Source organism: Hydrogenovibrio crunogenus (assembly GCF_004786015.1).
Classification (GTDB): Bacteria; Pseudomonadota; Gammaproteobacteria; order Thiomicrospirales; family Thiomicrospiraceae; genus Hydrogenovibrio; species Hydrogenovibrio crunogenus.
In genome coordinates, this window is the sequence record NZ_CP032096.1 from 160,955 (window position 1) to 186,885 (window position 25,931).

27 protein-coding genes and 1 riboswitch are annotated in these 25,931 nt (G+C 43.7%); of the genes, 13 read left to right on the top strand and 14 right to left on the bottom strand.

Features of this window, described 5'->3' with window-relative positions; translation table 11 throughout:
- Positions 1-15 precede the first annotated feature (15 nt).
- Positions 16-1,068 (bottom strand): FAD-dependent oxidoreductase, encoded by a 1,053-nt coding sequence (locus tag GHNINEIG_RS00680; protein WP_135794871.1) that lies wholly within the window; start codon positions 1,066-1,068, stop codon positions 16-18.
- Between the two features lie 54 nt (positions 1,069-1,122).
- Entirely contained in the window at positions 1,123-3,015 is a 1,893-nt protein-coding gene (thiC, locus tag GHNINEIG_RS00685) for a phosphomethylpyrimidine synthase ThiC (RefSeq protein ID WP_135794872.1), read from the bottom strand.
- A 230-nt stretch (positions 3,016-3,245) separates the two neighbouring features.
- Positions 3,246-3,368: riboswitch (TPP riboswitch) on the bottom strand.
- A 155-nt stretch (positions 3,369-3,523) separates the two neighbouring features.
- Here thiC and GHNINEIG_RS00690 point away from each other — a divergent pair.
- On the top strand, positions 3,524-4,006 hold the full coding sequence (locus GHNINEIG_RS00690; protein WP_135794873.1) for a CopD family protein: 483 nt from the start codon (positions 3,524-3,526) through the stop codon (positions 4,004-4,006).
- Positions 4,007-4,046: 40 nt separating this feature from the next.
- Here GHNINEIG_RS00690 and GHNINEIG_RS00695 read toward each other — a convergent pair whose 3' ends face one another.
- Entirely contained in the window at positions 4,047-4,379 is a 333-nt protein-coding gene (locus GHNINEIG_RS00695) for a PilZ domain-containing protein (protein ID WP_135794874.1), read from the bottom strand.
- A gap of 315 nt (positions 4,380-4,694) precedes the next feature.
- Here GHNINEIG_RS00695 and GHNINEIG_RS00700 point away from each other — a divergent pair, with 315 nt between their 5' ends.
- Positions 4,695-5,234, top strand: a complete 540-nt coding sequence (locus GHNINEIG_RS00700; protein WP_135794875.1) for a gamma carbonic anhydrase family protein — start codon at positions 4,695-4,697, stop codon at positions 5,232-5,234.
- Positions 5,235-5,240: 6 nt separating this feature from the next.
- Positions 5,241-7,139: a putative bifunctional diguanylate cyclase/phosphodiesterase gene (locus GHNINEIG_RS00705; protein WP_135794876.1), complete on the top strand. Its 1,899-nt coding sequence runs from the start codon at positions 5,241-5,243 to the stop codon at positions 7,137-7,139.
- Between the two features lie 29 nt (positions 7,140-7,168).
- Here the strand turns inward: GHNINEIG_RS00705 and aroE are convergent, their stop codons facing one another.
- Together aroE and hemB are read right to left on the bottom strand one after the other, a co-directional pair.
- On the bottom strand, positions 7,169-8,002 hold the full coding sequence (gene aroE, locus GHNINEIG_RS00710; protein WP_135794877.1) for a shikimate dehydrogenase: 834 nt from the start codon (positions 8,000-8,002) through the stop codon (positions 7,169-7,171).
- Positions 8,003-8,006: 4 nt separating this feature from the next.
- The gene (gene hemB, locus GHNINEIG_RS00715) at positions 8,007-9,008 is read right to left on the bottom strand and encodes a porphobilinogen synthase (protein ID WP_135794878.1); all 1,002 of its coding nucleotides are present in this window, start codon (positions 9,006-9,008) and stop codon (positions 8,007-8,009) included.
- Positions 9,009-9,130: 122 nt separating this feature from the next.
- Between hemB and GHNINEIG_RS00720 the strand changes: the two genes are divergently transcribed.
- The 9 genes from GHNINEIG_RS00720 (at position 9,131) to moaC (ending at position 15,934) form a co-directional block, all read left to right on the top strand.
- Positions 9,131-9,577, top strand: a complete 447-nt coding sequence (locus GHNINEIG_RS00720) for a hypothetical protein (protein ID WP_135794879.1) — start codon at positions 9,131-9,133, stop codon at positions 9,575-9,577.
- Positions 9,578-9,805: 228 nt separating this feature from the next.
- The gene (locus tag GHNINEIG_RS11785) at positions 9,806-10,447 is read left to right on the top strand and encodes a molybdopterin-dependent oxidoreductase (RefSeq protein ID WP_262982065.1); all 642 of its coding nucleotides are present in this window, start codon (positions 9,806-9,808) and stop codon (positions 10,445-10,447) included.
- Positions 10,380-11,168: a molybdopterin-dependent oxidoreductase gene (locus GHNINEIG_RS11790; protein WP_262982066.1), complete on the top strand. Its 789-nt coding sequence runs from the start codon at positions 10,380-10,382 to the stop codon at positions 11,166-11,168. The genes GHNINEIG_RS11785 and GHNINEIG_RS11790 overlap by 68 nt, the downstream gene beginning before the upstream one ends.
- Positions 11,155-12,219 carry a c-type cytochrome gene (locus GHNINEIG_RS00730; RefSeq protein WP_135794880.1) on the top strand — a complete coding sequence of 355 codons (1,065 nt, stop codon included), beginning with the start codon at positions 11,155-11,157 and terminating at the stop codon, positions 12,217-12,219. The genes GHNINEIG_RS11790 and GHNINEIG_RS00730 overlap by 14 nt, the downstream gene beginning before the upstream one ends.
- Before the next feature lie 178 nt (positions 12,220-12,397).
- Complete coding sequence (gene moaA / locus GHNINEIG_RS00735; protein ID WP_135794881.1) at positions 12,398-13,393, top strand: GTP 3',8-cyclase MoaA; 996 nt, start codon at positions 12,398-12,400, stop codon at positions 13,391-13,393.
- Between the two features lie 43 nt (positions 13,394-13,436).
- Positions 13,437-13,688, top strand: coding sequence for a molybdopterin converting factor subunit 1 (gene moaD / locus GHNINEIG_RS00740; protein ID WP_135794882.1), 252 nt, complete (start codon positions 13,437-13,439; stop codon positions 13,686-13,688).
- A gap of 3 nt (positions 13,689-13,691) precedes the next feature.
- Complete coding sequence (moaE, locus tag GHNINEIG_RS00745; RefSeq protein ID WP_135794883.1) at positions 13,692-14,159, top strand: molybdopterin synthase catalytic subunit MoaE; 468 nt, start codon at positions 13,692-13,694, stop codon at positions 14,157-14,159.
- Positions 14,160-14,222: 63 nt separating this feature from the next.
- Positions 14,223-15,428: a molybdopterin molybdotransferase MoeA gene (locus GHNINEIG_RS00750; RefSeq protein ID WP_135794884.1), complete on the top strand. Its 1,206-nt coding sequence runs from the start codon at positions 14,223-14,225 to the stop codon at positions 15,426-15,428.
- Between the two features lie 14 nt (positions 15,429-15,442).
- Entirely contained in the window at positions 15,443-15,934 is a 492-nt protein-coding gene (moaC, locus tag GHNINEIG_RS00755; protein ID WP_135794885.1) for a cyclic pyranopterin monophosphate synthase MoaC, read from the top strand.
- Between the two features lie 23 nt (positions 15,935-15,957).
- On the opposite strand, the gene GHNINEIG_RS00760 is transcribed toward moaC, so the two are convergent.
- The 9 genes from GHNINEIG_RS00760 to GHNINEIG_RS00800 all read right to left on the bottom strand — a co-directional run bounded on the left by GHNINEIG_RS00760 (position 15,958) and on the right by GHNINEIG_RS00800 (position 24,392).
- Positions 15,958-16,614 (bottom strand): hypothetical protein, encoded by a 657-nt coding sequence (locus GHNINEIG_RS00760; protein ID WP_135794886.1) that lies wholly within the window; start codon positions 16,612-16,614, stop codon positions 15,958-15,960.
- Positions 16,611-17,228, bottom strand: a complete 618-nt coding sequence (locus tag GHNINEIG_RS00765) for a hypothetical protein (protein ID WP_135794887.1) — start codon at positions 17,226-17,228, stop codon at positions 16,611-16,613. Before GHNINEIG_RS00765 ends, GHNINEIG_RS00760 begins: the two co-directional genes overlap by 4 nt.
- Before the next feature lie 9 nt (positions 17,229-17,237).
- Positions 17,238-17,591, bottom strand: a complete 354-nt coding sequence (locus GHNINEIG_RS00770; protein WP_135794888.1) for an Hpt domain-containing protein — start codon at positions 17,589-17,591, stop codon at positions 17,238-17,240.
- Between the two features lie 38 nt (positions 17,592-17,629).
- Entirely contained in the window at positions 17,630-19,723 is a 2,094-nt protein-coding gene (locus GHNINEIG_RS00775) for a two-component system response regulator (RefSeq protein ID WP_135794889.1), read from the bottom strand.
- 82 nt (positions 19,724-19,805) lie between these two features.
- Positions 19,806-20,255 carry a D-aminoacyl-tRNA deacylase gene (gene dtd, locus GHNINEIG_RS00780; protein WP_135796794.1) on the bottom strand — a complete coding sequence of 150 codons (450 nt, stop codon included), beginning with the start codon at positions 20,253-20,255 and terminating at the stop codon, positions 19,806-19,808.
- Position 20,256: 1 nt separating this feature from the next.
- On the bottom strand, positions 20,257-21,228 hold the full coding sequence (pip, locus tag GHNINEIG_RS00785) for a prolyl aminopeptidase (protein WP_135794890.1): 972 nt from the start codon (positions 21,226-21,228) through the stop codon (positions 20,257-20,259).
- 130 nt (positions 21,229-21,358) lie between these two features.
- Entirely contained in the window at positions 21,359-23,182 is a 1,824-nt protein-coding gene (gene typA, locus GHNINEIG_RS00790) for a translational GTPase TypA (protein ID WP_135794891.1), read from the bottom strand.
- A gap of 202 nt (positions 23,183-23,384) precedes the next feature.
- Complete coding sequence (locus tag GHNINEIG_RS00795; RefSeq protein ID WP_135794892.1) at positions 23,385-23,891, bottom strand: YeeE/YedE thiosulfate transporter family protein; 507 nt, start codon at positions 23,889-23,891, stop codon at positions 23,385-23,387.
- A gap of 12 nt (positions 23,892-23,903) precedes the next feature.
- Complete coding sequence (locus GHNINEIG_RS00800) at positions 23,904-24,392, bottom strand: YeeE/YedE family protein (protein WP_135794893.1); 489 nt, start codon at positions 24,390-24,392, stop codon at positions 23,904-23,906.
- Positions 24,393-24,718: 326 nt separating this feature from the next.
- On the opposite strand from GHNINEIG_RS00800, the gene GHNINEIG_RS00805 reads away from it, so the two are divergent.
- Positions 24,719-25,906, top strand: coding sequence for an EAL and HDOD domain-containing protein (locus GHNINEIG_RS00805; protein ID WP_135794894.1), 1,188 nt, complete (start codon positions 24,719-24,721; stop codon positions 25,904-25,906).
- Positions 25,907-25,931 lie beyond the last annotated feature (25 nt).

The following is a 25,931-nucleotide window of genomic DNA, read 5'->3' on the forward strand; positions in this document are numbered from 1 at the left end:
TCCTTGTAAGTAAGGCTAAGCCGCAGAATCAGACATGAAAGGGATTTCGTTTAAAGCTTGTTCAACCACGGCAGGGGCTAATAGATAGCCATGGCGATATAAGCCATTAATACGGGTGGTTTTATTTTCATGCAGGATTCGCGGTAAATTATCTTTTAATGCCGGGCGACAGTTAGTGAGCATTTTCACAATGCGCGCTTCTCCAAACCCGGAATGTACGCTGTAAACGGCTGAAAGCAACTCCAAACTGGAGCGCACAGACATGTCACTTTGATCTTCGCTTTCAATTTCAGTGGCGCCCACCACATAACGATGGTTGGGACGTGGCACAATGTAAATTCGATAACGCGGGTGCATTAAACGCACCGGTCGAGAAAGGGATACATCCGGTGCGTCGAGCCAAAAAACCTCCCCTCTGACACCACGAAGATCGGCAATATCGGGCTTAGCGCCCAAGCCTCGGGCATCAAAGACCCAATCGAAATCAACACAGGTTTCATTGGTTTCGATTTGACCGTCCGATACTCGGGACACAACTTGATGAGTTTTCCATTGAACAGAGGGGTGTTCCTGTAAGAAAAGCGTGCTTTTTTCCATGAACTGCTGCGCATTGACTTGCGCTTCCGTCGGCAGAAAAAATGCTTTTCTGTGCTGAGCGAGATCCGGTTCCAAAGCCGCAATTCCTGTTTGATCCAATGTCTCTATCGAGGCGGCAGCTGGAATTTTTGACTGTAATTGGGTAATAAAGTGCATTAACTCAGGCATGTCCGATCGATGAGCCGTGATTAAGCTGCCCTGTTTTTGAAACGCCTGCGGAATCTTTATCTGTGTCAACAGGTCAGGCCAAAGCTGAATGGATCGCAGGCCGGCATCAAATATGGCGGACTCGGCCGTTTCAAGTTCGGCAAAAGGCGCCAACATGCCTGCAGCCACCAACCCGGCCGCATTTTCAGACGCATACGAATCTTTTTCAAATAAGGTTACTTTGTGACCTGATTTGACTAAGTTCAACGCTAAAATACGACCGACAAGTCCTGCCCCGGCAATGCCGATGGTGTGTGTTGTCATAATCAACTCCTCGCGTTGCGACAATAAGCGCCGCAACGATCTGAATAATCGAGATTAAGAACCTGTTTTGGTGATATCTTCGACGTTAACGTATACTTCACTGCCTTGGTTTTTAAAGGTTTGAGACATTTCTTCCATCCCTTTATTAACGGCATCTTCAGTCGATAATCCTTGCTTGTCCGCATAGTCACGCACTTCCTGTGAGATTTTCATCGAACAGAATTTTGGACCACACATTGAACAGAAATGCGCCACTTTAGCCGAATCTCTCGGTAAGGTTTCATCATGGAATGCACGCGCCTTTTCAGGGTCTAGTCCTAGGTTGAACTGATCTTCCCAACGGAATTCAAAGCGGGCCTGACTGAGCGCATCGTCTCTTGATCGTGCACCTGGATGGCCTTTAGCAATGTCTGCCGCATGAGCAGCCAGTTTGTAGGTGATCAGCCCTTCTTTCACATCATCTCGGTTAGGCAAGCCAAGGTGTTCTTTGGGTGTCACATAACACAGCATGGCGGTTCCAAACCAACCGATCATGGCCGCGCCAATCCCTGAGGTGATATGGTCATAACCAGGGGCGATGTCCGTTGTTAAAGGGCCTAACGTGTAAAAAGGCGCTTCATGACAATATTCCAATTGTTTGTCCATGTTCTCTTTGATCATATGCATCGGTACATGCCCAGGCCCTTCAATGATGACTTGAACGTCATGTTTCCAGGCTATTTGAGTCAGCTCACCTAGGGTTTTGAGTTCAGAAATTTGTGCTTCGTCGTTGGCATCTGCGACAGATCCTGGACGAAGTCCGTCGCCTAATGAGAAAGACACGTCATATTGCTTTAAAATTTCACAGATATCTTCAAAGTGGGTGTATAAGAAGTTTTCCTTGTGGTGGGCAATACACCATTTCGCCATAATCGAGCCGCCTCGAGACACAATACCGGTGACGCGTTTCGCTGTCATCGGAACGTAGCGTAAAAGCACACCGGCATGGATGGTGAAGTAATCGACTCCTTGTTCCGCTTGTTCAATCAAGGTGTCTCGGAATATTTCCCAGGTTAGGTCTTCAGCAACCCCATTGACCTTTTCCAAAGCCTGATAAATCGGTACGGTGCCAATGGGCACAGGCGCATTGCGTAAAATCCAGTCACGAGTGGTGTGAATGTTTTGTCCAGTAGATAAGTCCATGACGGTATCGGCGCCCCAACGCGTAGCCCAAACCATTTTTTCAACTTCTTCGCCAATGGAAGATGTGGTGGCGGAATTTCCGATATTGGCATTTACTTTTACCAGAAAGTTGCGACCGATAATCATCGGCTCAGATTCCGGGTGATTGACGTTGGCTGGAATGACGGCACGGCCTTCGGCTACTTCTTTCCGAACAAATTCAGGGGTGATGTCTTCTAGTAAATTGGCGCCGAAATTTTCGCCTTTTAAGCGGGCTTCGCGTTCAGGGTCATTGAGATAACGACGGGTCATGTCGCGGCGTTGGTTTTCGCGGATAGCAATAAACTCCATTTCAGGTGTGACAATGCCTTGACGCGCATAGTGCAGTTGGGTCACGTTATGTCCAGGTTTTGCTTTTATTGGTTGACGCATTAAGCTTGAAGCGCCGGCAATGGCGGTTTCCATTTGCGTGCGGTTTTTATAACCATTGTCTTTTGGATCGATAATGCGGCCTTCGTAGGCTTCCACGTCGCCACGGTTGGCAATCCAATCTTTGCGGATTGCTGGAATGCCCTGCGCCACATCAATTTCTATATTTGGGTCGGTATAAGGGCCTGAAGTATCGTAAACGGTTACGATCTCATCGTTTGTTAAGGTAATGGCTCGCATCGGTACTTTGATTTCCGGGTGAATTTCACCAGAAATATAAGTTTTATGGGAAGCCGGTAACGGGTCACGGGTCAGGATGTCATTTGAAGCGGGGAGCGCATTTTTAAAAGTACTCATGTTTTTCTCACTTTTCGTTCGTTCAAAGGATGAAAAAAACAGCGTAAAAAGATGGGCAAAATCTTAGTCATTAAGATCATGCACTTGTCATACCGTTGAAAAGTAGAAAAAGGGACGTGATGATTGCTTTTAAAGTCCCTGTCTCTACTTGATGCGAAAGACTTTTACTAAAAAATCTTCTCGCTCAAAGGTATTTAAAAGCAATCTACAGAAAACAATCGGAGTGTGTTTCCTTAGAATCTTCTCTTCCCTACGCTGGCTTTAACCAGATCAAGTTCAACGGGCCCGACAGCCGGGAAATTGGTTTCCACTTAGTCGTCTCAGCACTTTGGTGTGCACCCCGAGAGATGGAAGATATTGTAACAGAAGCAAAACTAAAAACCGATTAAATAAAAAAGTTCAATTGAATCAATTGCTTGTATTCATTTGTAGTTTGCTTTGATAGATGGGTTTGATTTTGCAAAGCGCTTAGGGTTTAATCATATGAAACATTTTAGAAAGGAAAGACATGAACTGGGAAACGATGATCTTGAGCTCTTTGCATGCGATTGCCGCAGTGATTTGGGTTGGCGGAATGTTCTTTGCATATCGTGTTTTAAGGCCCGCAGCGGCTTCTTTAGAATCAAGAGAACGCCTTATTTTGTGGGAAAAAGTTTTTCGACGTTTTTTTGGCTGGGTTTGGTTTTTCATCTTCGTATTAGTGATTTCAGGGTATTGGGATTGGTTAACGCGTCTCGGGCCGATTGAACAGGCTCCGTTATATCTACAGTTGATGGAATGGATTGGCTGGGTGATGGTTGGTTTGTTTACATGGTTGTTTTTCTGGCCGTTTGCTAAATTCAAAATACGGATGGCACAGTATGAGTTTGCGGAAGCCGGGCATATAATGAATACGAGAATGCGACCAGTGATTGCCATTAATCTGATGCTGGGGGTCATTGCGGTGGTGATTGGTGCATCAGGGCCTTTTTGGCCGGTGATTCCGTTTTAAAAATAGCCAGGCCTGGCTCAATCAATCGCTTTCTAAGTCGTCAGGCCGCATAAATCTCATCAAATAAAGCCGTATATTGGTTTTCATCAATTTTTAAACGCACGCCTACATGGCGTTTGTCTTCTATCTTTAAACAATGCTTGACGGTGGCTTTAAACTGAAAAGCATGAAACCCTTTTTTGTATGAAATATCGAAGTGCACTTCAACTGTGTCGCCTCGCGTTACATCGGCTTGTGTGATAAAGCCAATACCATGTTTTGAAAAATCTGTCATGGTGGCAAAGATACTGGCATCGTTGATGACCATTACCACTGGGCGGTTAGCGGGAATGCGAATGTGTTGGCGTTTTTCATTTTTAACATGTGTGGTCACGGTGTTTCCTTAATCATTGTCTTGAGTGCTTTTAGTATCATCATAGTAATTCTTGACAAGAATTCACAAATCAAAAAATAAGCGCAGGGATAAAAAAACGTTATAACAAAGGGGATGATGAAAGTTAGCTGGTAAAAACCCTTTGATTTTACATGGATTTTTAAAGGTGTCGGTCGGTAGAAGGTTTGAACAAATGTCATTTGATGTGTTGATAGGGTTTTAAAGTCCGACAAAAAAGGTATAGTATTATTTTAATGAGAACTAATGCGTAACATGCTTAACTGCACAAATTAGCGCAATAAGGGGTTAAAAAGAATGTCGATTCGTCGTTATAAAGACTTTACGCCGGAAATCGAAAAAACGGCTTGGGTGGATTCTTCTGCTGTCGTCATTGGTCAATGTCAATTAGCAGAAGATGTCGGCGTTTGGCCAAATGCCACGCTAAGAGGGGATGTAAACGCGATTAAAATCGGTGCCCGCAGTAATATTCAGGATGGCACTGTTTGTCATACAACCCACGACTCTCCTATGACCAAGGGATCGCAGTGCATTGTGGGTGCGGATGTCACGATTGGTCACAATGTGGTGCTTCACGGCTGTGTGATTGAAGATGAATGTCTTATTGGGATGGGATCTGTCGTATTGGATAATGCTGTTGTGCAAAAGCATGTCTTGGTGGGGGCGAACAGTCTAGTGCCTGCTGGAAAAGTCCTGGAATCAGGCTATTTATATGTTGGGTCTCCTGTGAAGCAATTAAGACCGTTAACGGATGACGAGAAGGCCTTCTTTAAATATTCGGCTGAGCATTACGTTAAACTGAAAAACGATTTTCAACAATCGGTTGAAGAGATTTAAAACAGAATGCGATTGAAGAACGTGACTCAACTATTTAAAACGCCGAAGTGTCATTGGCAGGTTTATTTAAGCTATATGTTCGGTGCTTGGTTATTGGTTATTGGGTTGGCGAATATTCAGTTCTTTTTGGTTTATGAAAATTTTGCGCCCAAGCTTTTAATTGTGCCTAGTGTCGTAGGCTTGCTGGTTGGCTTCTTGGTTGCGAAATACCGAATCCTCCGAGATCGCATTGAAGCGAAACAAATGGAGTTCTCTTCCATTGTTGAAATGGCTGAAGAAGTATCTTATTTTCAAAATCTTGATCGAAGTTATCGTTTTATCTCTCCTTCTGTCTTAAAGCTAACGGGTTATGATGTTTCCACTTTTTACAGTATGCCAAACTTATTTTCGGACCTGGTATATGAAGATGACTTCCCAAAGTGGCTGGCGTATGAACGGAGCATTGCCGAAGGCCATTCACCTGACCCTATTGATGTCCGTTTAACCACCAAACATAAAGGGTTGATTTGGATCCGTCATGTGTCCCGCCCAATTTATGAAAAAGATAAATTGATTGCCGTCAGTTCCACCAATACCGACATTACCGATCAGGTCAGTCAAACGGAAGCCATGAAAGAATTGGCTTTAAAAGATGCGTTGACCGGTTTGCCTAACCGCCGAAATTTGAGCTATGAAGCACAAAGAATGCTCGATGCGACTTATCCGTTTGTGTTGATTATGATGGACTTGGACCGCTTTAAAACCATCAACGATTCTCTAGGGCACTCGGTCGGTGATTTGATGTTGCAGAAAATCAAAGATCGGTTTGAGCTGGTGTTGCCGCAAGGCGCGATGCTTTCAAGATTCGGTGGTGATGAATTTGTGTTTATCATTCCTGGAATCCGTGTGGAGCAGGATGTGGAACAAATGATTCGCGACTTTTTAAAAGTGGTGGAGCATCCGATGCATTTAAATGGGTTAAATCTGCATATCTCGGCCAGCTTTGGTTGGGTGTACGCACCGGAAGATGGTCAGGATGTTGAGAGTCTATTGCGATTTGCCGATGTAGCCATGCATATGGCAAAACAGCGCCAAGGCGTTTATTGTCTACGCTATTCGGGGCAAGTGGATCACTACCACCAACGTTTACTCGTGATTGAAAACCGGATACGCACGGCGGTGGAAGAGAAAAAAATTGTGCCTTTTTATCAGCCGATGTTTTCGACCCAGACGGGAGACCTGGTCGGTGTAGAATGTCTCGCTAGGTGGCATGATGAAGAGCTCGGTTGGGTTTCTCCAGAGGAGTTTATTTCCATTGCAGAAGACATTAATTTGATTGGGAAGCTAGGTGAAACCATTCTAGAACAGGCTATTATCACGGCAAAAAAATTATCTGAATTTTGTCCTTATAAGGATGTGTATTTTTCAGTGAATGCCTCGCCATATCAATTATCAGAAATTGGGTTTGTCCAAAAAGTGAAATCATTGTTGGAACAATACGAGTTACCCGCTAAATTATTAAAAATTGAAGTGACCGAGTCGTTGTTTATTGGCGGGAATGAATATGCAATCAATGTGCTCAGTGAATTACGGGCCTTGGGTGTGAGTATTGCGCTGGATGATTTTGGTACCGGGTATTCGGCCTTTGCTGTTTTGCGAGAAGGGTGTATTGATATCTTGAAGGTGGATAAGTCGTTTGTGCAAAATATGGCAGATAATGAACAAGAAAAAGCATTGGTGGCAGAGATTATTCAGATGGCGCATATTATGGATTTGACCGTGGTAGCTGAAGGGGTAGAAACCGAAGCTCAAAGAGCTTTACTGACTGAAATCGGTTGTGATGTGTTACAAGGCTATTTGCTTGCTCGACCGATGTCGGAAGTGGAATTCTGCCCCTATATGAACTGTGCAGGTGCAGCACACTAAGGTATTCTGCACCATCAGTTTCAATGGGTTCAGGCTTGAATTAAGCGACGCACTTCATCAATCACGCTCTGCGTTTGTGGACGCACGCCTCGCCAAATATAGAAAGCTTCGGCTGCTTGCCCAACCAGCATTCCCAATCCATCTCTGGTTTGGCAGGAAGGTTGGTGCTGTTGTGCCCATTGCATGAAAACGGTCGGCTCAGCGCCATACATCATGTCATAAACGAGGCTGTCCTGTCCCAAAATATTCGAATTAATGGGAGGGAGTTTGCCTTCCAAGCTGGCCGAAGTGCCGTTGATGATAATGTCATAAGTCTCGTCAGGAATGCTCTCCCAGTCGCTGCTGGTAATTGGAGAGAGGGTTTCGAATCGTTTCCCAAGCACTTCTGCTCGCTTGGCTGTGCGATTGGCAATGTGGACCAGGCCTGGTTGCTTTTCCAGTAATGGCTGCAAAATACCCTGTACAGCGCCGCCTGCTCCTAGTATTAAAACCTTTTGGTCTTTAAATGGGCGATTGGCATTTTCTTCGATGTCGGTCACTAAGCCAATGCCATCCGTGTTGTCGCCAAAAATTTTACCGTCCTCAAAACTGAAAGTGTTCACGGCATGTGCCACCTCAGCACGAGGGCTTAACTCATCGGCCAATTCAAACGCATCCAGTTTAAAAGGGACGGTAATGTTGATTCCTTTGTAGCCTCTTGCAATCAGATCGGAAATAGCAAACTGAAAGGTGGTGTCTTCCGTATCGATCAGTAACGCTTCATAAACCAGATCCTGATCGGTTTGTTCGGCAAATAAACGATGGATCAGAGGCGACTTTGAATGGGCAATCGGGTTGCCCACTACGGCGTATAAATCTGTCATGGCATTATTTTTCCGCTAACCATTGCGCGACGACCTTGGCGTAATAGGTCAGGATGCCGTCTGCCCCTGCACGTTTACAGCTTAATAAGGTCTCCAAAACGACGTCTTTTTCGTTGATCCAACCATTTAAAGCGGCTGCTTTGAGCATGGCATATTCACCACTAACATGGTAGACAAATGTGGGGGCTTGGAATTCTTGTTTCACACGATAAACAATATCAAGATATGGCAGGCCGGGCTTGACCATGACCATGTCTGCGCCTTCGTTAATATCCATCGCGACCTCGTGCAATGCTTCGTTGCTGTTCGTTGGGTCCATTTGATAAGTGTGTTTATTGCCAGCGCCTAAATTGCCCGCCGAACCGACTGCATCTCGGAATGGCCCATAATACGACGAAGCGTACTTCGCCGAGTAAGCCATGATACGGGTATGGATATGACCGTGCTCTTCCAAATGTTCACGAATTTCTATGATTCGACCATCCATCATGTCTGATGGCGCTACAACATCTGCCCCAGCTTCAGCGTGTGATATGGCTTGTTGCATGAGTACATCAATGGTGTCGTCATTCAGGACATAACCATTTTCATCAATAATACCGTCTTGACCATGTGTCGTGTAGGGATCTAGGGCAATGTCCGTCATAATGCCCATGTCTGGAATGGCTTCCTTAAGGGCACGAACGGCTCTTTGAGCTAATCCATCCGGATTGTAAGCTTCTGCTGCATCCAGAGACTTGGTTTCTGGATCTGGCACTGGAAAAAGCGCAATCATTGGGATGCCAAGTTCAAAAAGTTCTTGAGCTTCAGTAATCAATAGATCTATACTCAAGCGTTCAATGTCCGGCATGGATTTAACCGGCTCGCGACGGTTATGTCCCTCTATGACAAACATCGGATAAATTAGATCATTCGTCGTTAAAACATGTTCGCGCATAAGTCGACGAGAAAAGGGATCTTTTCGCATGCGGCGCATACGGGTAATGGGAAACTGGCGTTCGATCATGAAGAGCTCCTGATGTTTGTGATGGAAGAATGATACTCTTGTCGCTCCAAAAAATAAAGCGAAGTCGAATGGGTCGGAGATGGCCGAAAAGGACGATTTAAGCGCGACTAAAAGGGATAACGATGTTAGAAAACTTTGAATATACATTTTTTGATGCACCTGTCGCCCAAAAATTTTGTGAACAGGTCCACGCGCTCGGTCTTAATACCGAAATAAAGCAAGAAGAGTCAGGCAGTGGAGAGGTGTCTTTTGAGGTCATGATTAAAGGACAAATATCCGATGCGCAGGCAGAGCAGATTGAAGACCTTTATGGAGAGTTGTTATTTGGAGAACAAGCAGCTCAAATTGAAGGGAATGAATCGGGTGCAGTGGCCGATGCTTGCGGTGTGCAAATTCAGTTAGCATCCGGTGAGTATACAACGGTGGCTGTTCACCCTCATATTATGAATAAAATCTTATCGGTTTTAACCATAGAAGAAGTGCAGAAATTCTTAAGCCAGGTAGCTGAAGATATTGAAAACCCGAAAGCGGGTCCAATTTGTCGTCGTGAAAACTTACCGCAATTTTAAGTAATATAGAATTTAATCACAGTGGCATAAAAAAATTATATCAGCAAATCCTAATTTTTAAGTGTCAAAAACTTGAAGTCACGGCGCATAAAACATATTATTACAGGTTAGCAAAACTGTGCTTAGCTCTGCTCGTGCAGTGGAGTTAATAAAAATAAGCTACTATTAAATAGTTAAACTCTTGAATCTGAGGTGTTTTTTAGAAAAATGCCAATCAAGGAGCAATAAATGACAGATAAAATCGTTGAAAAGGTTGCAGTTCAGTCTGATGAAAGTCGCAACCAAGGCCGTCGTGCTTTCCTAAAAGGAAGCGCGGCTGTTGCCGGTGGGGTTCTTTTTACAAAAGCCGCATCAGCAGCAGAAGGTGCTAAATATGATCCTGCTAAAGCGGTTGCGCCTTATGCTGGAAAAGAAGAAATGACAGACGTCCTAGATGTGCAAGCAGCACGTAAATCTTTAGGGTTTGGTGTTCGTAAATATCCTTATGGTATGCCTTCTCCGTATGAGAAAGAAGTGCAACGTCGTACATTAGAGTGGTTAACGCCTGACTCTATGGCTTCTATTACCATGACGCCATTACAAAGCCTACACGGTATCATTACCCCTAACGGTCTTCACTTTGAGCGTTTCCACGGTGGTGTGCCAACTATCGATCCAGATAAGCATCGTTTAGTTATCCACGGTTTGGTTGAACGTCCTCTTATTTTCACAATGGACGACCTAAAGCGCTTCCCATCAATTTCTCGAATTCACTTTGTTGAGTGTCCTGCGAATGGTGCGATGGAGTGGAAAGGGGGTTCAGTTGAACTCTGTTCAGTGGACACACGGTATGATGTCTTGTGTGGAATACACGGGTGTGCGTTTATCTGACCTTCTAAAAGAAGCAGGTATCAAGCCTGAAGGTAAGTGGATCCTTCCAGAAGGTGCAGATGCATCTGGTATGTCACGTTCAATTCCAGTTGATCTAGCAATGGATGATTGTTTTGTTGCTTACGCACAAAACGGTGAAGCGCTACGTCGTGAGCAAGGTTATCCGATTCGTTTAGTTGTTCCTGGTTGTGAAGCAAACATGTGGGTTAAATACCTACGTCGTATCTATGTACACGATGTGCCTATGCAGCACCGTGAAGAAACATCTAAGTACACTGAATTGATGCCTGATGGAACAGCACAGCGTTTCTCATGGTACATGGAAGCTAACTCTGTTATCACTTACCCATCTCCTGACTTCAAAATGCAAGGTCCTGGTAAGTACTTTGTACGTGGTTTGGCATGGTCTGGTCGCGGTAAAGTGGCTCATGTTGATGTGTCTTTTGACGGTGGTAAAAACTGGAAAGAAGCGCATTTCACTTCACCTGTACTAGATAAAGCTTGGACTCGCTTTGAAGTTGAGTGGGATTGGGATGGCTCAGAAGCCTTTATGATGAGCCGTGTAACTGATGAAACTGGTTACGTTCAGCCACCTATGCCTCAAATGCGTAAATTAGAAGGTACGAACAACGTTTACCACCGTACTGCGATGGTTACTTGGCGTATCCATGCTTGGGATGGCGGCAAAAACGGAGGTATGATTGAAAATGTTCAGTACTAATAAAACAATCCTAGCGGCAGGTCTTGCACTTGCGACAACTGGTTCAGCTTTCGCAATGAGCGGAATGCCAGGAAGCGAATCTGATGGTAAGTATGCTTCTAACTATGCTGAAATCATTAAAGAAAATGATGGTAAATATCTTGATTCTAAAGTGATTGAAGCAATTTTAGGAAAAGATGCCACTCATGGTCGTGCTGGTCTAGAAGGAAAATTGGATCCAGCTAATCCATATTCTTTTGAAGTTGATGACAGCATTGATGGTGGTAACCATGGTAATGCTCAATGTAAAATTCCTGCGGCGTTCGTTGAAGTTCACGAGAGCGCTGACAAAAACTACTACAACGATGCTGATTTCGTTGCAAATGGTTTTGGTACGCCAATCGCAGAAGCTGCATTAGCTAAGTGGAATATCACTGTTGATGGTGATGGTAAAGGCTTACCAGATCCTTCAGTCGGGATGACTGTTGAAGAAGGTGCACGTGTTTATGTACAGTTCTGTGCAATGTGTCATGGTGAGTTTGGTGAAGGGGCAAAAGGGTATCTGCCATTAGCGGTTGATGAAAACCTTGTTACTTCTGACTTCCGTGATCCTGCACCAATGAAAACTGTTGGTAACTACTGGCCATATGCTGTGACGTTCTTTGATTACATTCGTCGTACAATGCCTTTCTGGACGCCTAATGCACCATTCATCGGTGACAAAGGTTACATGGGGATGACAGGTTACATCATGCAGTCTAACTACATTCCAATTGGTCTTGATGAAAATGGAGATCCAATTGAGCTAGAAGACGATGCTTTCTATAACTCTGAATTGCTGATGAAGCAAAACAAGTTCATGAAAAACCAAGGTAACTTCTTCTGTGATCACCGTCCGGTTATTCATAACGAGCGTTGCATGAAAGACTGTCCTGATGTGATGGTTGGTGATGGTAAAGGAAACGTGAACAACTTCGTTCAAGCGCGTCGTTTACCAGATGGAACACCTCAGTATAACGTTCCACAACGTATGCATGAAGATCCACCAGGTGTAGGTCACGCTGGTATGTAATATTAAGCTTGTCTTAATATGAAAATAAAACCCGCCTTGTGCGGGTTTTTTTATGTTCTGATTTTGTCATAACCCCTTTATATTCAAGGGTTTTATCCCATAAAAAGTTTAAAACGATGCTTGCTTTTACAATTAAAAAAAGTAGAATATACCGTTATTCCCAAATGGATATAACGGTATGGCATTAATAGATCCTTTCAATCGCAAAATTGATTACTTAAGAGTCTCAGTCACGGATAAGTGTAACTACCGATGCGGGTATTGTATGCCTGAACAAGGAGCGCATCCAGAAGGGCGTCATACAGAGTATTTAGACTATGATGAATTGGCTCGTATCATCAAGGCATTTGTGGAACTGGGGGTGACCAAAGTTCGTATCACAGGAGGTGAACCTTTAGTACGCAAAGGTTTGCCTGGCTTTATTGAAGAGATCCAGCCTTATGATGGATTGGAAGAAATAGCATTATCAACTAATGCTCATCATTTGGATAAACATGCGGTGGCATTGAAGAAAGCCGGGCTTTCACGTGCCAATGTCTCCATTGATTCTTTACAGCCAGAGAAATTTAATAAAATTACTCGTGGTGGGAACCTTGAAAAAGTATTGGCAGGGGTTGATGCAGGGTTGTCAGCCGGATTGAACCCTATAAAGTTCAACATGGTAGTCATGAAAGGAACGAACGACGACGAGATTGAAGCCATGGTAGATTATGGCATCGAGAAAGGCGTTGAAGTACGTTTTATTGAAACCATGCCGATTGGAGAAGCGGGCATCAGCTTGATGGATCAGCATTATCCAATGGAAAAAATTATGGCGAGAGTGAGGGCGCATGTCGGAACGGATTTAATCCCAGCTACCGGTAAAAGCCATGATGGTCCATCCAAAAACTTTCATATTAAAGGAACAGACGCCAAAATTGGTGTGATATCAGCGGTTTCACAGCATTTCTGTGAATCTTGTAACCGGGTGAGGCTGACGGCAAGAGGGGTGTTGGCCTTGTGCTTGGGTCAAGAGGACTCCGTGGATTTGAGAACCCCAATACGAGATGGCATTTCAGATGAAGCGCTGAAACAAATGATTGTCGATGCCATGTTGAAGAAACCGGAGAAGCATTTCTTTAATGAAAATGTGCATAATATTGAATTTAGACAAATGGTTTCTTTAGGCGGTTAATTAGGGTAGTAGTTGTCTTTTTAGACATTTTTGGAGATAAAAAATGTTAGAAATTTTATATTTTGCAAGTTTTAGAGAAGTTTTAGGGAAGGCGCAAGAGCAATTGCCCGTAGAAAATTATAAAACAGTTGAGTGTGTCCTCAAGGATTTAGCGAGCCGTGGCGAAGCTTGGCAACAAGCATTGAAAGATAATGCTAACTTACAGATTGCTGTAAACCACAGTGTTGCAACACGCCAAACACCATTGAATCCAGGGGATGAAATTGCATTCTTCCCGCCTGTCACGGGAGGATAGCAATTGAGCTCATATCCCTTTGTTAAGGTGCAAAAAGAAGATTTTGATTTAAGCACAGAAATTAAAACTTTAAGAGCAGGCCATAAAGACATTGGTGCGGTGGTGTCATTTGTTGGGACAGTACGGGATATTAATGAAGGCGATGATATTTCGGTATTGGAGCTCGAACATTACCCTGGCATGACTGAAAAAGCATTGGAGGCAATTCGCCTTGAAGCCCATGAACGTTGGCCGTTGCAAAGCAGTTTGATTATTCATCGGATTGGTGAAATGCAACCTTGCGACCAAATTGTACTGGTTGCCGTCACGTCACGGCACAGAGAAGCTGCTTTTGAGGCGGCGCATTTTATTATGGATTACTTAAAAACCAACGCCCCTTTTTGGAAGAAAGAAACTTTTCCGAATGGGGAGACCCGTTGGGTCGATGCGCGCGTTACGGATAAAGAAGCCGAAGCACGCTGGTTAAAATAAATTAACGATTATTATCTGTCACATTTCCCCGCACCCGCGGGGATTTTTTTTGAGAGTTGAACCATGAAAACATTTGATGAAGCCTTATCCTACTTAGTCAGTCAGGCTAAAAAAACACAGAAAACTCAAATCTTGCCCATTCAAGAAGCGCTAGGCAAAGTTTTAGCCTCACCCGTTGTTTCAGACGTCAATGTCCCCCCGCATGACAACAGTCAAATGGACGGGTATGCCATTAATTTATTGGACTTAACACATGAAGATACGTTTCATGTCAGCCAGCGTATTCCAGCAGGATCAGAACCTGCATCACTGGAGTTGGGAACCGTCGCTAGAATTTTTACAGGCGCGCCAATTCCTGCCGAAGCGAATGCGGTCATTATGCAAGAAGAAACTGAGCAGGTAGGGGATAAGGTTAAGATTACGGCAAAAGCAACCAGGCCTGGGCAAAATATTCGTCACATAGGAGAAGACATTGAGGTTGGGCGAGTTGTCTTTGAGAAAGGGCATCGTTTACGCGCAGAAGATTTAGGGTTGATTGCTTCAATCGGCATTCGCGAGGTGAGTGTTTATCAGCCATTGAAAATTGCCACCTTTACCACAGGTGACGAATTGCTGGAACCAGGTGACCGCCCTGAAAAAGGAAAAATTTATAATGCCAATCGCTATGTGTTAGCGGGTGCCGTTCCACAACTAGGGTTTGAGCTGATTGATTTAGGACGGGTTAAAGATACCTTGGAAGATACCATCGAAGCGATGAAGCAAGCTGCAAAAGTCGGCGATGTGGTGATGACCACTGGCGGAGTTTCTGTCGGTGAAGAAGACCATATCAAGCCAGCCATCGAATCACTTGGCAAGCTGGATATGTGGAAAGTAAAAATGAAGCCCGGTAAACCCCTGGCTTTTGGTGATATTGAAGGTACACCCTTTATCGGTTTGCCAGGCAATCCTGTTTCCGCCTTTGCGACATTCAATTTATTTGCACGTTCTTATCTACTTCGCATGCAGGGCGTTAAAGAGATTTGCATAACCCCCCTTTGGCTTGAAGCCGATTTTGATTGGCCAAAAGCCAACTTTCGTCGTGAGTTCGCACGTGCTAAATTAAAAGTGGATGAAACTCAGAACAAAACAGTCGTAGAGTTGTTTCCGAATCAGGGGTCCGGTGTGTTAACGTCAGCAGTTTGGGCGGAAGGTTTTGCGGTGATTCCGGAAGACACGACGATTACGAAAGGGGACAAAGTCGCCTTTTACGCATTTAACGATATGATTTAAGACAGGGCATAATTATGCAAGACAAACAGAAGTTAACGCATTTAGATGAAAAAGGGCAGGCCCGTATGGTCGATGTGAGCGAAAAATCTCACACAGAGCGAGAAGCTCGTGCAATGGCTGTCATAACCATGTTACCAGAGACATTAAAAATGATTGTGGAAGGGAAACACAAGAAGGGAGATGTCATGGCAACGGCGCGCATTGCAGGAATCATGGCTGCTAAGCGTACGCCCGACCTGATTCCAATGTGTCACCCTTTAATGTTGACGTCAGTTAAAGTGGATTTGGTCCCTAATGAAGAAAAAAGCTGTGTTGAGATCGTGGCAATCTGCAAGCTTGTCGGTCAAACAGGCGTGGAAATGGAAGCTCTGACTGCCGCATCCACTGCCGCTCTAACATTGTATGATATGTGTAAAGCGGTTGATAAAGGAATGACGATCAACCAAGTCCAATTGCTAGAGAAAAAAGGCGGCAAAAGTGGCTATTGGAAAAAAGAAGCGCTTTAAAGAGAGCGCTTAGATCTTTTCACTCACTTTCTGACTTGTGGGTAGTATTGCAACGCTTCGGGTCCTTCTGGGTCCATAATCAGCTCCAGACCTTTTTCAGGGTAAAACCAGTGGTCAAGCCCATCAGATTGCTTTTCAATGCGCTGAGGTGCACCAAATCGCATTTTAACGGCTCTTTCCGTTAAGTGTTTCTTAGGAAGTAATGTTACTTGCTTAATCGGTCGCTGTAATAGAAATTCAATGTTTTCGGTGTTGGGGGTCACTTGGCGGTTGCCGGTCTGAGTGACAGTTGTCTGAATGCCTTGACTGTAAATTTCCTCTAACTTGTCTGTATTAACATCCAGCGATAATGCAATCGCGCCACGAATGGTGCCAATATGAACGGACGGGAAGTATACTTCAGCCGTTTTGCTGGATTCATCCTTGTGCGAGAACAACTTAACTTCAACATCATCGCCAAAAATGGTTTTGGCATCATTCGGCGTACTTTGATTCACAATCAAGCCTAATGCTTCCAGTTGGTTGTGTGTATTAAAGTGGCTATTCCAGGGTAATAGCTGGTCCTTTACTTCCTCTCTGTGAGGCGGTATCAGGATGAAAATAATTGTTAGACCAATGGCTAAAGCAAGAACAACTAGAGAGGTTGGAAAGCTTTTTTTTGCAGGGCGTGTTGAATTCATGCGTCAGAGTTGTCCGTTTCTTTTGAGTTGAGTTGTTTTTTTCCTTTATGGTGCACCTCATCATCCCCTTCACCTATTTCAGCGTTAGAATCACTATTACGCGATAAGACTTTTTCAATTTTAGGGTCAATAATGCCTTTCCCTGCGTCGTAAACAGAGATACCGGTTTGAAGAAAGGTGATCAGCACTGCTAGGAAGATGACCAATGCGGCAAATCGAATGGTGATGATTTCACCGAGGTTGGTTTGTGTGCCTTCAGCGGAAAAGTCATTCATGGAAAAGCCACCGGGAAATAACGTGTCAATCAATACGTAAAGCAAGACCATGACTAAGGCAATGCCATAGCTGATTAACAGGGTTTTACTTCGCTGCCAAGCCAATGCCCAGTGGGCAGACACAAACCAAGACCCTTTTTGCTGCACCTTTTTACCATGAAAGTATATGTAGGCAAGCACCAGGCTTGATAAAAAAGGAATCACCAGTAACGTCACAGTGCTTCCAATTTCGAGGATGATCATCGATATAAATAAATGTGTAATGATGATGTTGATGTTGAATATATGGTGAGGGTTCTTAGCTAGATGGGTTTCTTGGTCGGTCACTTGGTAATGCATGCGATGTCTCTACAGTTGGCTAAAATGGTTGATTGAATGCTGTAAAAAACGAATCACTTTGTCGGTTTCGTCTTCCACTTGTTTTAACAGACTCTCTTGTCCTTGAGTAATGCCTTCTCTTCCTTTGGTTTCAAGCGCCAAGCATAAATCAGGCAATGTGGTCGCCCCAATATTCGCCGAGCTACCTTTTAATGTGTGCGCTTGATGCCTTAAAGCCTCCGGGTCTTCTTCATCAATAGCGGCTTTAATACCCTTTAACGTCTCGGGTGCAATATCCAAAAAGGTTTGTAAAATATCTTTTAAATCTTCTCCAATCAGTGCTTTTAACTGACTTAAATTCTCTGTATCAACCGGATCAGACATAAATTTTTTTCCTATTCTAGTGAACCTATTATAGCTTACTAAGGCGTTTTCTGAGATTTAAGATACTGTTGAAATTCATCAGCAGGCATCGGCTTGCCGAACATAAAGCCTTGGAAAATATCACAGTTCTTATTTTGAAGGAAAGAGACATGGAATTCTTCTTCAATCCCTTCTGCAACCACTTTGAGGCTCAAACTGTCGGCCATGGCTAAGATGGTGCGGACAATAGCCTGTCCTTCCTGACTTTCCAAGTTATCGATAAAAGAACGGTCGATTTTAATGGCATCAATTGGAAAGCTATGTAGATAGGCGAGAGAAGAATAGCCTGTTCCAAAGTCGTCAATGGACAATGAAACCCCCATGGCTTTCAGTCCTTTTAGGATGCTGATATTGTGATCGGCGTTGCTCATAGCCAAGCTTTCTGTGATTTCCAGATCAAGATACTTCGCAGGCAGAGTTGTGTTTTGCAACACTTCCTGTACTTCTTTGATTAAGTTTGAGCTGGAAAATTGCCGACCTGACAAGTTAACAGCGATACGCATTTCATCAAATCCATTCGCATGCCAATTTTCGGCTTCTTTGATGGCATTTTCTAAAACAAATCGACCAATGTTGACAATCATCCCATTGCTTTCTGCCATAGGTATAAAGACACCGGGTGAAATAGTCCCTTCGGTTGGGTGTTTCCAACGCACCAAAGCTTCAGCGCCATAAGGTTTTAAAGAGTGACCATCAATCTGAGGCTGGTAGTAAACTTCAATCTCATTGCGATCAAGGGCTTTTCTTAAATCATTTTCCAGCATCAGCTGTTCTTTTGATTCGGCATTCATTTCCGCTTGATAGAATAAAAACTGATTGCCGCCATTGAGTTTGGCCTGACTTCGAGCGATATTGGCATGCGCAATCAGCTCGCTGGCTTGATCTCCATCCTGGTTGATGATGCTGATGCCGATCGAGAAAGTGATAAACAATTCTTGATCTTTAACGTTATAGGCTTTCGAAATATCATGAAAAATACGACTGAGAGATAAGTTTAATTCTTGGGCGTCCTCGGCATTCTTAATCAAGATAGCAAATTCATCACTACCTAAGCGGGCCACGAAATCATCTTCTCGCGTGACTTTCTTTAAGCGTTGAGCAACGGTGCGAAGTAGCGCATCCCCATTTTCCTGTCCTAAGTTATCATTGATTTTTTTGAAGCGGTCAATGTCAAGAATCACGGTTGCGCTGTATTTGTCAGGATTGGTTTCTTTTATAAAATTCATTAGGTTTTTATTAAAGAAAGAACGGTTAGCCAAATCCGTCAGTTTGTCATGGCTGGATTGGTAATCGATCAGAGTTTCCGCTTTATGCAAACGACTGATATCCTGGGCCGACCCTGTAATCTTTGAGATGTCTCCATGTTCATCAAAGCTGACTTCCCCTAAACAATCCACATGAGATAATGAGCTATCATGATGCAGAACACGGAAACTGACTTGAATATCATTATAGCCTTGGCTGGCATCGGCAATGGCTTGTTGAATTAATGGCAGGTCTTTCGGAATAATATTGGAAAAGAATTGCTCTAAGGTGACATCTGCCTGATTCGGAATACCGAAAAGCTCAAAGGCTGAACTCGTGCCCGTCACCTGGTCTGCTTTTGCATCCCACTCCCAATAGCCCAGTTTTGCCAGTTTTTGGGCATACATAAGTTGAGACTGACTGGCTCTCAGCTGATCTTCGATTAAAGAAGAGTTAATGGCGTATTTAACTCGCTGACTGAGCAAAGACCAATTAATCGGTTTGGTGATAAAATCTGTCGCGCCACTGGTAAAGGCATGGTCAATTGACCCCATATCATCCTGCGATGTTAGCATTAAGATAGGGACGGCACGGCTCTTTTCATAGTTCCGGATGGCTTCAGTGGCTGCATACCCATCCATTATGGGCATCATCACATCCATTAAAATTAAGCAGGGTGACTCGTTGATAAATTTTGAAAAGCCCTCTTGACCATTTTTGGCATCGATGACTTTAAATCCGGATTTGGTTAGGACTTTATTTAGGGTCAAACGGGTGGTATCGTCGTCCTCAACTACGAGGATTAAAGAGGGATCAATCTGCTTAGAGCTTGTCTCAGAAAGTGGCATGAGAGTTCGTATCACCATTAATTGTTTGGCTAAGTGTAGCCGCTTTTTGTCGAAATTAAAACCTTTATGCCTTATGAAGATGTTAGGTTTCAAGCCAAAAGGTTACAGGCCCATCATTAATTAAACTGACTTGCATGTTGGCACCGAATTTTCCTGTTTGAGGGGAGCCAAACTTCTCGGTAATTAAGGTGACAAATTGCTTAAAAAGGTCGTGTGCCAAGTCCGGCGAAGCCGAGGTGTGAAAGCTGGGACGTAGTCCCTTTTTCGTATCGGCTGCTAAGGTAAATTGCGGCACCAGCAGTAATTCACCGCCTTGACCATTGAAGGCTTGTTGCAGATTGAGGTTCATTTTGTCATCTTCATCACTGAAAACACGGTAATGTAGGAGTTTATGAGCCATCTTTTCTAAGGATTCGGTTGAATCATGTGGTTGAAATCCGCATAAAACAACCAAACCCGATGAAATCTGCCCGATGATTTCATCTGAAACCGATACACTTCCTTGAGTCACTCTTTGCAATAAACAAATCATATTAAGGAGAGATGTCGCCATCAAGATAGAGTTGATCGGTCGCAGCCACCAGCGCTTGAGCAATTTCCAGCTCAAGGGCAGAGTGCCCTGCATGGTCGCATATAATCAGTTGAGCGTTTGGCATGGCTTGTGATAACGCATAGGCTTGATTGACCGGGCAAACCATGTCGTAACGACCTTGAATAATTTGGGTTGGAATTTTTCGAATATAGCCAATATTAGCTAAAATTTGGTTCGGTTCGATAAAGGCGTTGTATTTAAAATAATGACATTCGATGCGCGCCATAGCCAGTGCATGAAAGGGATCACCAAAATGATTCACTAGGTCCTTATCGGCTTTGAGTGTGGAGGTTCTTCCTTCCCAGACAGACCAAGCTTCAGCCGCACTCATTCGAGCAATTTCATTTTCACTGGTCAGGAGTTCGTAGTAGGCGCCAATCATATCGTTTCGTTTTTCTTCAGGAACCGGGGCAATAAAATCCTGCCAGTAATTCGGGTAAAATCGGTTGGCACCTTCTTGATAAAACCAACGAGTGTCTTCATCCCGGCATAAGAAAATGCCGCGTAACACCATAGAAATGACACGCTCTGGGTAGGCTTCAGCATAGAGTAAACTCAACGTTGACCCCCAGGAGCCACCAAACAATATCCAACGATCAATCTCTAAATGCCGTCGAATTTTTTCGATGTCTTCAATCAAGTGAGCCGTGGTATTGTTGGTTAAACAGGCATGAGGGCGGGATTTTCCGCACCCACGCTGATCAAATAAGATAATACGATATTCATCCGGATTGAAAAAGCGGCGTTGCATTGGGGTGGTGCCCCCACCGGGGCCACCATGGATAAACAAGACTGGCAGACCGAGGGGATTACCGCTTTCTTCGATGTAAAGCGAATGCGTGTTATCAACCTGTAAGCTATGTTCGCTATACGGCTTGATGGGCGGGTACAAGATCTGTTCTAAAGTCATCATAATGCAATTTTAGCCTAAACCGAACGGAAGACCAAAAGAATCTTTTTCAGAAAGCATAAACGAAAAAAGCCCCTAAAAAGTAACCAGGCCTGGTCATTTTTAGGGGCTTTTAATTTAAGCAGAGAGAAGCTTATAACTTGCTGCGGCCTGCTTTTTTACGTTCGTTTTCAGTCAATAATTTTTTACGAATACGGACGTGATGTGGGGTGACTTCAACCAGCTCGTCATCATCGATAAATTCAAGCGCTTGTTCCAGCGAGAAAATAATCGGTGGTGTCAAGGTTAGAGCTTCATCCGTTCCTGATGCACGCATATTCGTTAACTGTTTCCCCTTCAAAGGATTGACGGTTAAGTCATTGGCGCGACTGTGTAGCCCGATGATCATGCCTTCATACACTTCTTCCCCGTGACCGATATATAAACGCCCACGGTCTTGCAAGTTGAATAGGGCAAACGCTAAAGCTTTCCCTTGACCAATTGAGATCAATACACCGTTGTTACGCTCACCCAATGTGCCTGAGAATTTCGGACCATAATGAGAGAAGCTCGAGAAGATCAATCCGTTTCCTTGAGTCGCTGTCATGAACTCAGTACGGAACCCAATCAAGCCGCGAGAAGGAATGATGAAGTCGATACGTACACGACCATGTCCATCTGGCACCATGTCTTGCATTTCGGCTTTACGCTCACCCAATTTTTCCATGATGGCACCTTGTGCTTCTTCTGGCACATCTACCGTTAGGTTTTCGTAAGGTTCTTGCGTTTCACCATCAATTTCTCTGAAGATTACTTCTGGACGAGAAATCCCCATTTCAAAGCCTTCACGACGCATGGTTTCAATCAGAACGGATAAATGTAGTTCACCACGACCGGAAACTCGGAATTTGTTGGCGTCATCCGTTTCTTCAACGCGCAAGGCAACGTTGGTTAATAATTCTTTATCCAAACGCTCACGAATTTGACGAGAGGTTAGCAACTTACCATCCTGACCGACGAAAGGAGAGTCGTTGACTTGGAATGTCATGCTGACCGTTGGTTCATCAACCGTCAAGGCTGGTAAAGCTTCAACATGGTTCGGATCACATAACGTATCTGAAATGTTCAAAGGATCTAGCCCTGTGAATGCAACGATGTCACCGGCGTGTGCTTCTTCAACACTGACACGCTCAAGACCGTGGTAACCGAACAATTCACCCATTTTACCTTTACGTTCTTTTCCTTCGGCATCAATGATCACAATTGGCATTCCGGTTTGAACGGCCCCACGTTTGATACGGCCTGTTCCGATAACCCCTTTATAAGTGTCATAATCCAATGAGATACATTGCAACTGGAATGGTCCGCCCAAATCAACATCTGGTGCAGGTACGTTTTCCGTGATGATCTTGAAAATCGGTGTCATGTCACCTTCGCGAACATCTTCATCCAACCCAGCAAAACCATTTAGACCGGATGCATAAATCACATCAAAATCCATCTGTTCATCAGTGGCACCTAGACGGTCAAACAAATCAAATGTCTGGTCTAAAACCCAGTCAGGACGTGCGCCTGGACGGTCAATTTTATTGATGACAACAATCGGTTTTAGGCCTTGCTTCAATGCTTTTTCCGTCACAAAACGTGTTTGTGGCATCGGTCCTTCCACGGAATCGACCAAAAGCAATACCGAATCAACCATCGATAAAATACGTTCAACCTCACCACCGAAATCAGCATGGCCCGGAGTATCAACGATATTGATACGGAAATCGTTCCATTTGACGGCGGTGTTTTTAGACAGGATCGTGATACCACGTTCTTTTTCTAGATCATTGGAGTCCATCATACGATCCCCCATGTCTTTACGGATATCGTCAAAGGTGCCAGATTGTCTTAGAAGTTGGTCAACCAACGTGGTTTTACCGTGGTCAACGTGCGCAATAATGGCAATGTTGCGAATATGATCTGTGTTCATGCGGGGGACTCTCAATTTTTCAAAAAAACGTATTATACTGGAATGACAATAGAAGTTTGTGTAATCTGATGAAATGATTAAGATTTATTGCAGAAAGTCATGCAAAAATGGAAGTAAAGCCCGATATTGTGCGGGAGAGAGATTTTGAGCCAGCGAATTTTGCGTTGCTGACTTTCATCTCTCAGGGGGTTAAGCTGGCTTCTTACGAGTTAGATGTGGTTTTTTGAGCCTTTTCGAGACGAATGTAGCTTTGTAAAATGCCATAAGCCATCGTTCCGATCAGTAAGCCGATCAATGCAAAAATACCTGCAATTTTTCCTTCTCCAATCATGGCAGGGATGGTGCCTGGGCAGGAAGCCGTCATGCCCCAACCAATCCCAAATAACATGGCACCAGCGATTAACCCTTTCTGATAAGGTTTTTTAACAAAATCCACTTCTGCGCCGGTTGCAACGGCTGTGACATGAAATTTTTTCATCAGGGTGACCCCAATCATGGCGATGACCACAGCCATGGCAATGACAATCAGTAATTGGAAGTCCTGAAACAAGAACATCTTGGCATGGTAATCATAGGTGGTTGCGCCCGCATGACTCATAAAAAAACCAAAGGCAATTCCCATTAACAAGCCGAAAAAGTTATTGCGATAGACAAAGCTAAAAGAAACCAGGTATAGCCGAATGCTTTTTAAAATCGGTAGCTTATGCATTTTGAAATCCCTTTAGGTTCCGAATAATAAGTGAGTGGTAAAGAATGCGCTCATAAAGAACACTGCCCCTGCCAATAAGCTAGGAGGGTTGAGCATGGCACCGCCGACTAATGCGTGACCTGTTGTACATGCGCCCGCTAATCGTGCGCCGAAGCCAAGGAGGGCACCACCAAAGATTAGCCAAATGGCTTTACCGGCCAACGTTTGGGGTAGAATGTCGTTGTACATACCCATGTCAAAACTAAAATGCCAAGGCTCAGGGGAACCGAGAGCACTGATGAGTCCTCCTATAGGAATACCTAACAAAAACCAAAGGCGTGAATTGTTTATGTTTTTGTATTCACCTGTTCGAAAATATTCGACATTTTTGAACATCATGCCACAAAAGTTCCCATACCCAGTTGAGCACCCCGCAGGCTTGCCCATTAACCAGAAATGAAAAATAACAAATAAGCCCATGGCTATACCGGCTATCCAAGCGCTCCAAACAACAACTTCCATGATTTATCCTAGAATAAATTTGTTTAATTAATGGTATTTTTAAACAATGAAAACACAGAGTCAAAAAGAGGTTTTTTGTTAAGCTATAGAAAAATTTTATGGAATATAAAAAATATGAATCAATAAGGTTCGAAAGAGTAAGTAATTGTTATTAAAGAATAATTGAATTTAGCTTGGCTCTGATTGCTTTTCCCTTGGTATAGAAAGCATCGAAAGAAATATTTTTCAAGGCATAAAAATAATTATCGCTGTCGGTCAGCAGAAATACTTCGGATAAAAAATAAGCTGTGATATTCTAACAACCAATCTTTTAATTTCAGTCACTTATGTCAAATAATGATTTTTTTATAGGCCGACAGCCCATTCTAGATGGCAACAGTCAAGTGTATGGGTATGAACTTCTTTTCAGAGGTGGTTTTGACCCTAATGAAGCCGAGTTCGACTCTGCAGAAGGTGCAACGGCGACAGTTTTACATAACGCTATGATGAACCTGGGGCTCGAAACGATCGTGGGTGACAGAAAAGCGTTTATCAATTTTCCTCAAAGTTTTTTTTGCATCCATGATGAACCTAGTTTTTCTAATAATATTATTGTGATTGAGATGCTTGAAGATGTTGAGCCTACCGAAGAAGTGATTACCGGTGTGATGTCGCTTAAAGAAAAAGGTTATACCATCGCGCTAGATGACTTTATCTTCAAACAAAAATTGGTGCCTCTGATCAAGTTAGCCGATCTGATTAAGTTTGACGTTCAGTATGTCAAATTAGAGAATTTACCGGTCTTGTTTAATAAAGTTAAAACGGTGACCCGAGCAAAAATCGTGGCTGAGCGGGTAGAGACCAAAGAAATGTTTGCTGCTTGTAAAGAGGCGGGAGCTGATTATTTTCAAGGGTACTTCTTTGCCAAACCGGAAATTATCACGGGGCAGCAACTTAGTGTGAATCAATTGAATTTGATGCAATTGCTCGAAAAAATTGCGGATGAAGACATTAGCTTGGATGACTTGGTCAATGTCATTGAAAAAGATGTGGGGCTGTCGCACAAGTTAATGAAGTTTGCCGAGCAATACCGTAACGCCCGGATGCCAACCTTTTCAAGTTTAAAAGAAGTGATGAGTTTATTTGGATTAAAGCGGGTGCAGTCGTGGGCGACGATGTTATCGCTGGCCGCATTAAATGATGTCTTACCTGAAGTGTTTAACCTTGCAAGAGTGCGAGCGATTTTTATGCGCCGATTAGCTCAAAATAAAGGCTTAACGAATGTTGACAGTTATTATTTAGCCGGGCTCTTTTCGTTGCTGGATACTCTGATGGGAAAAGCGTTAGAAGAGCTTTTGTCACAGTTACCCATTAATGATGCAATAAAAATAGGTCTTGTTGAAGGGCAAGGAGTGTACGGAGATCTCTTGGCGACGGCTCAGCGATATGAAAATATCGCTGTAGACATTGAAGAACCTGGGGTGGCAGCGCTTTATTTTGAGGCGATTGCTGAAGCTTCAAAACAAGCGATTTAACCTAGGAAGGTATTTAGAGAGGTTA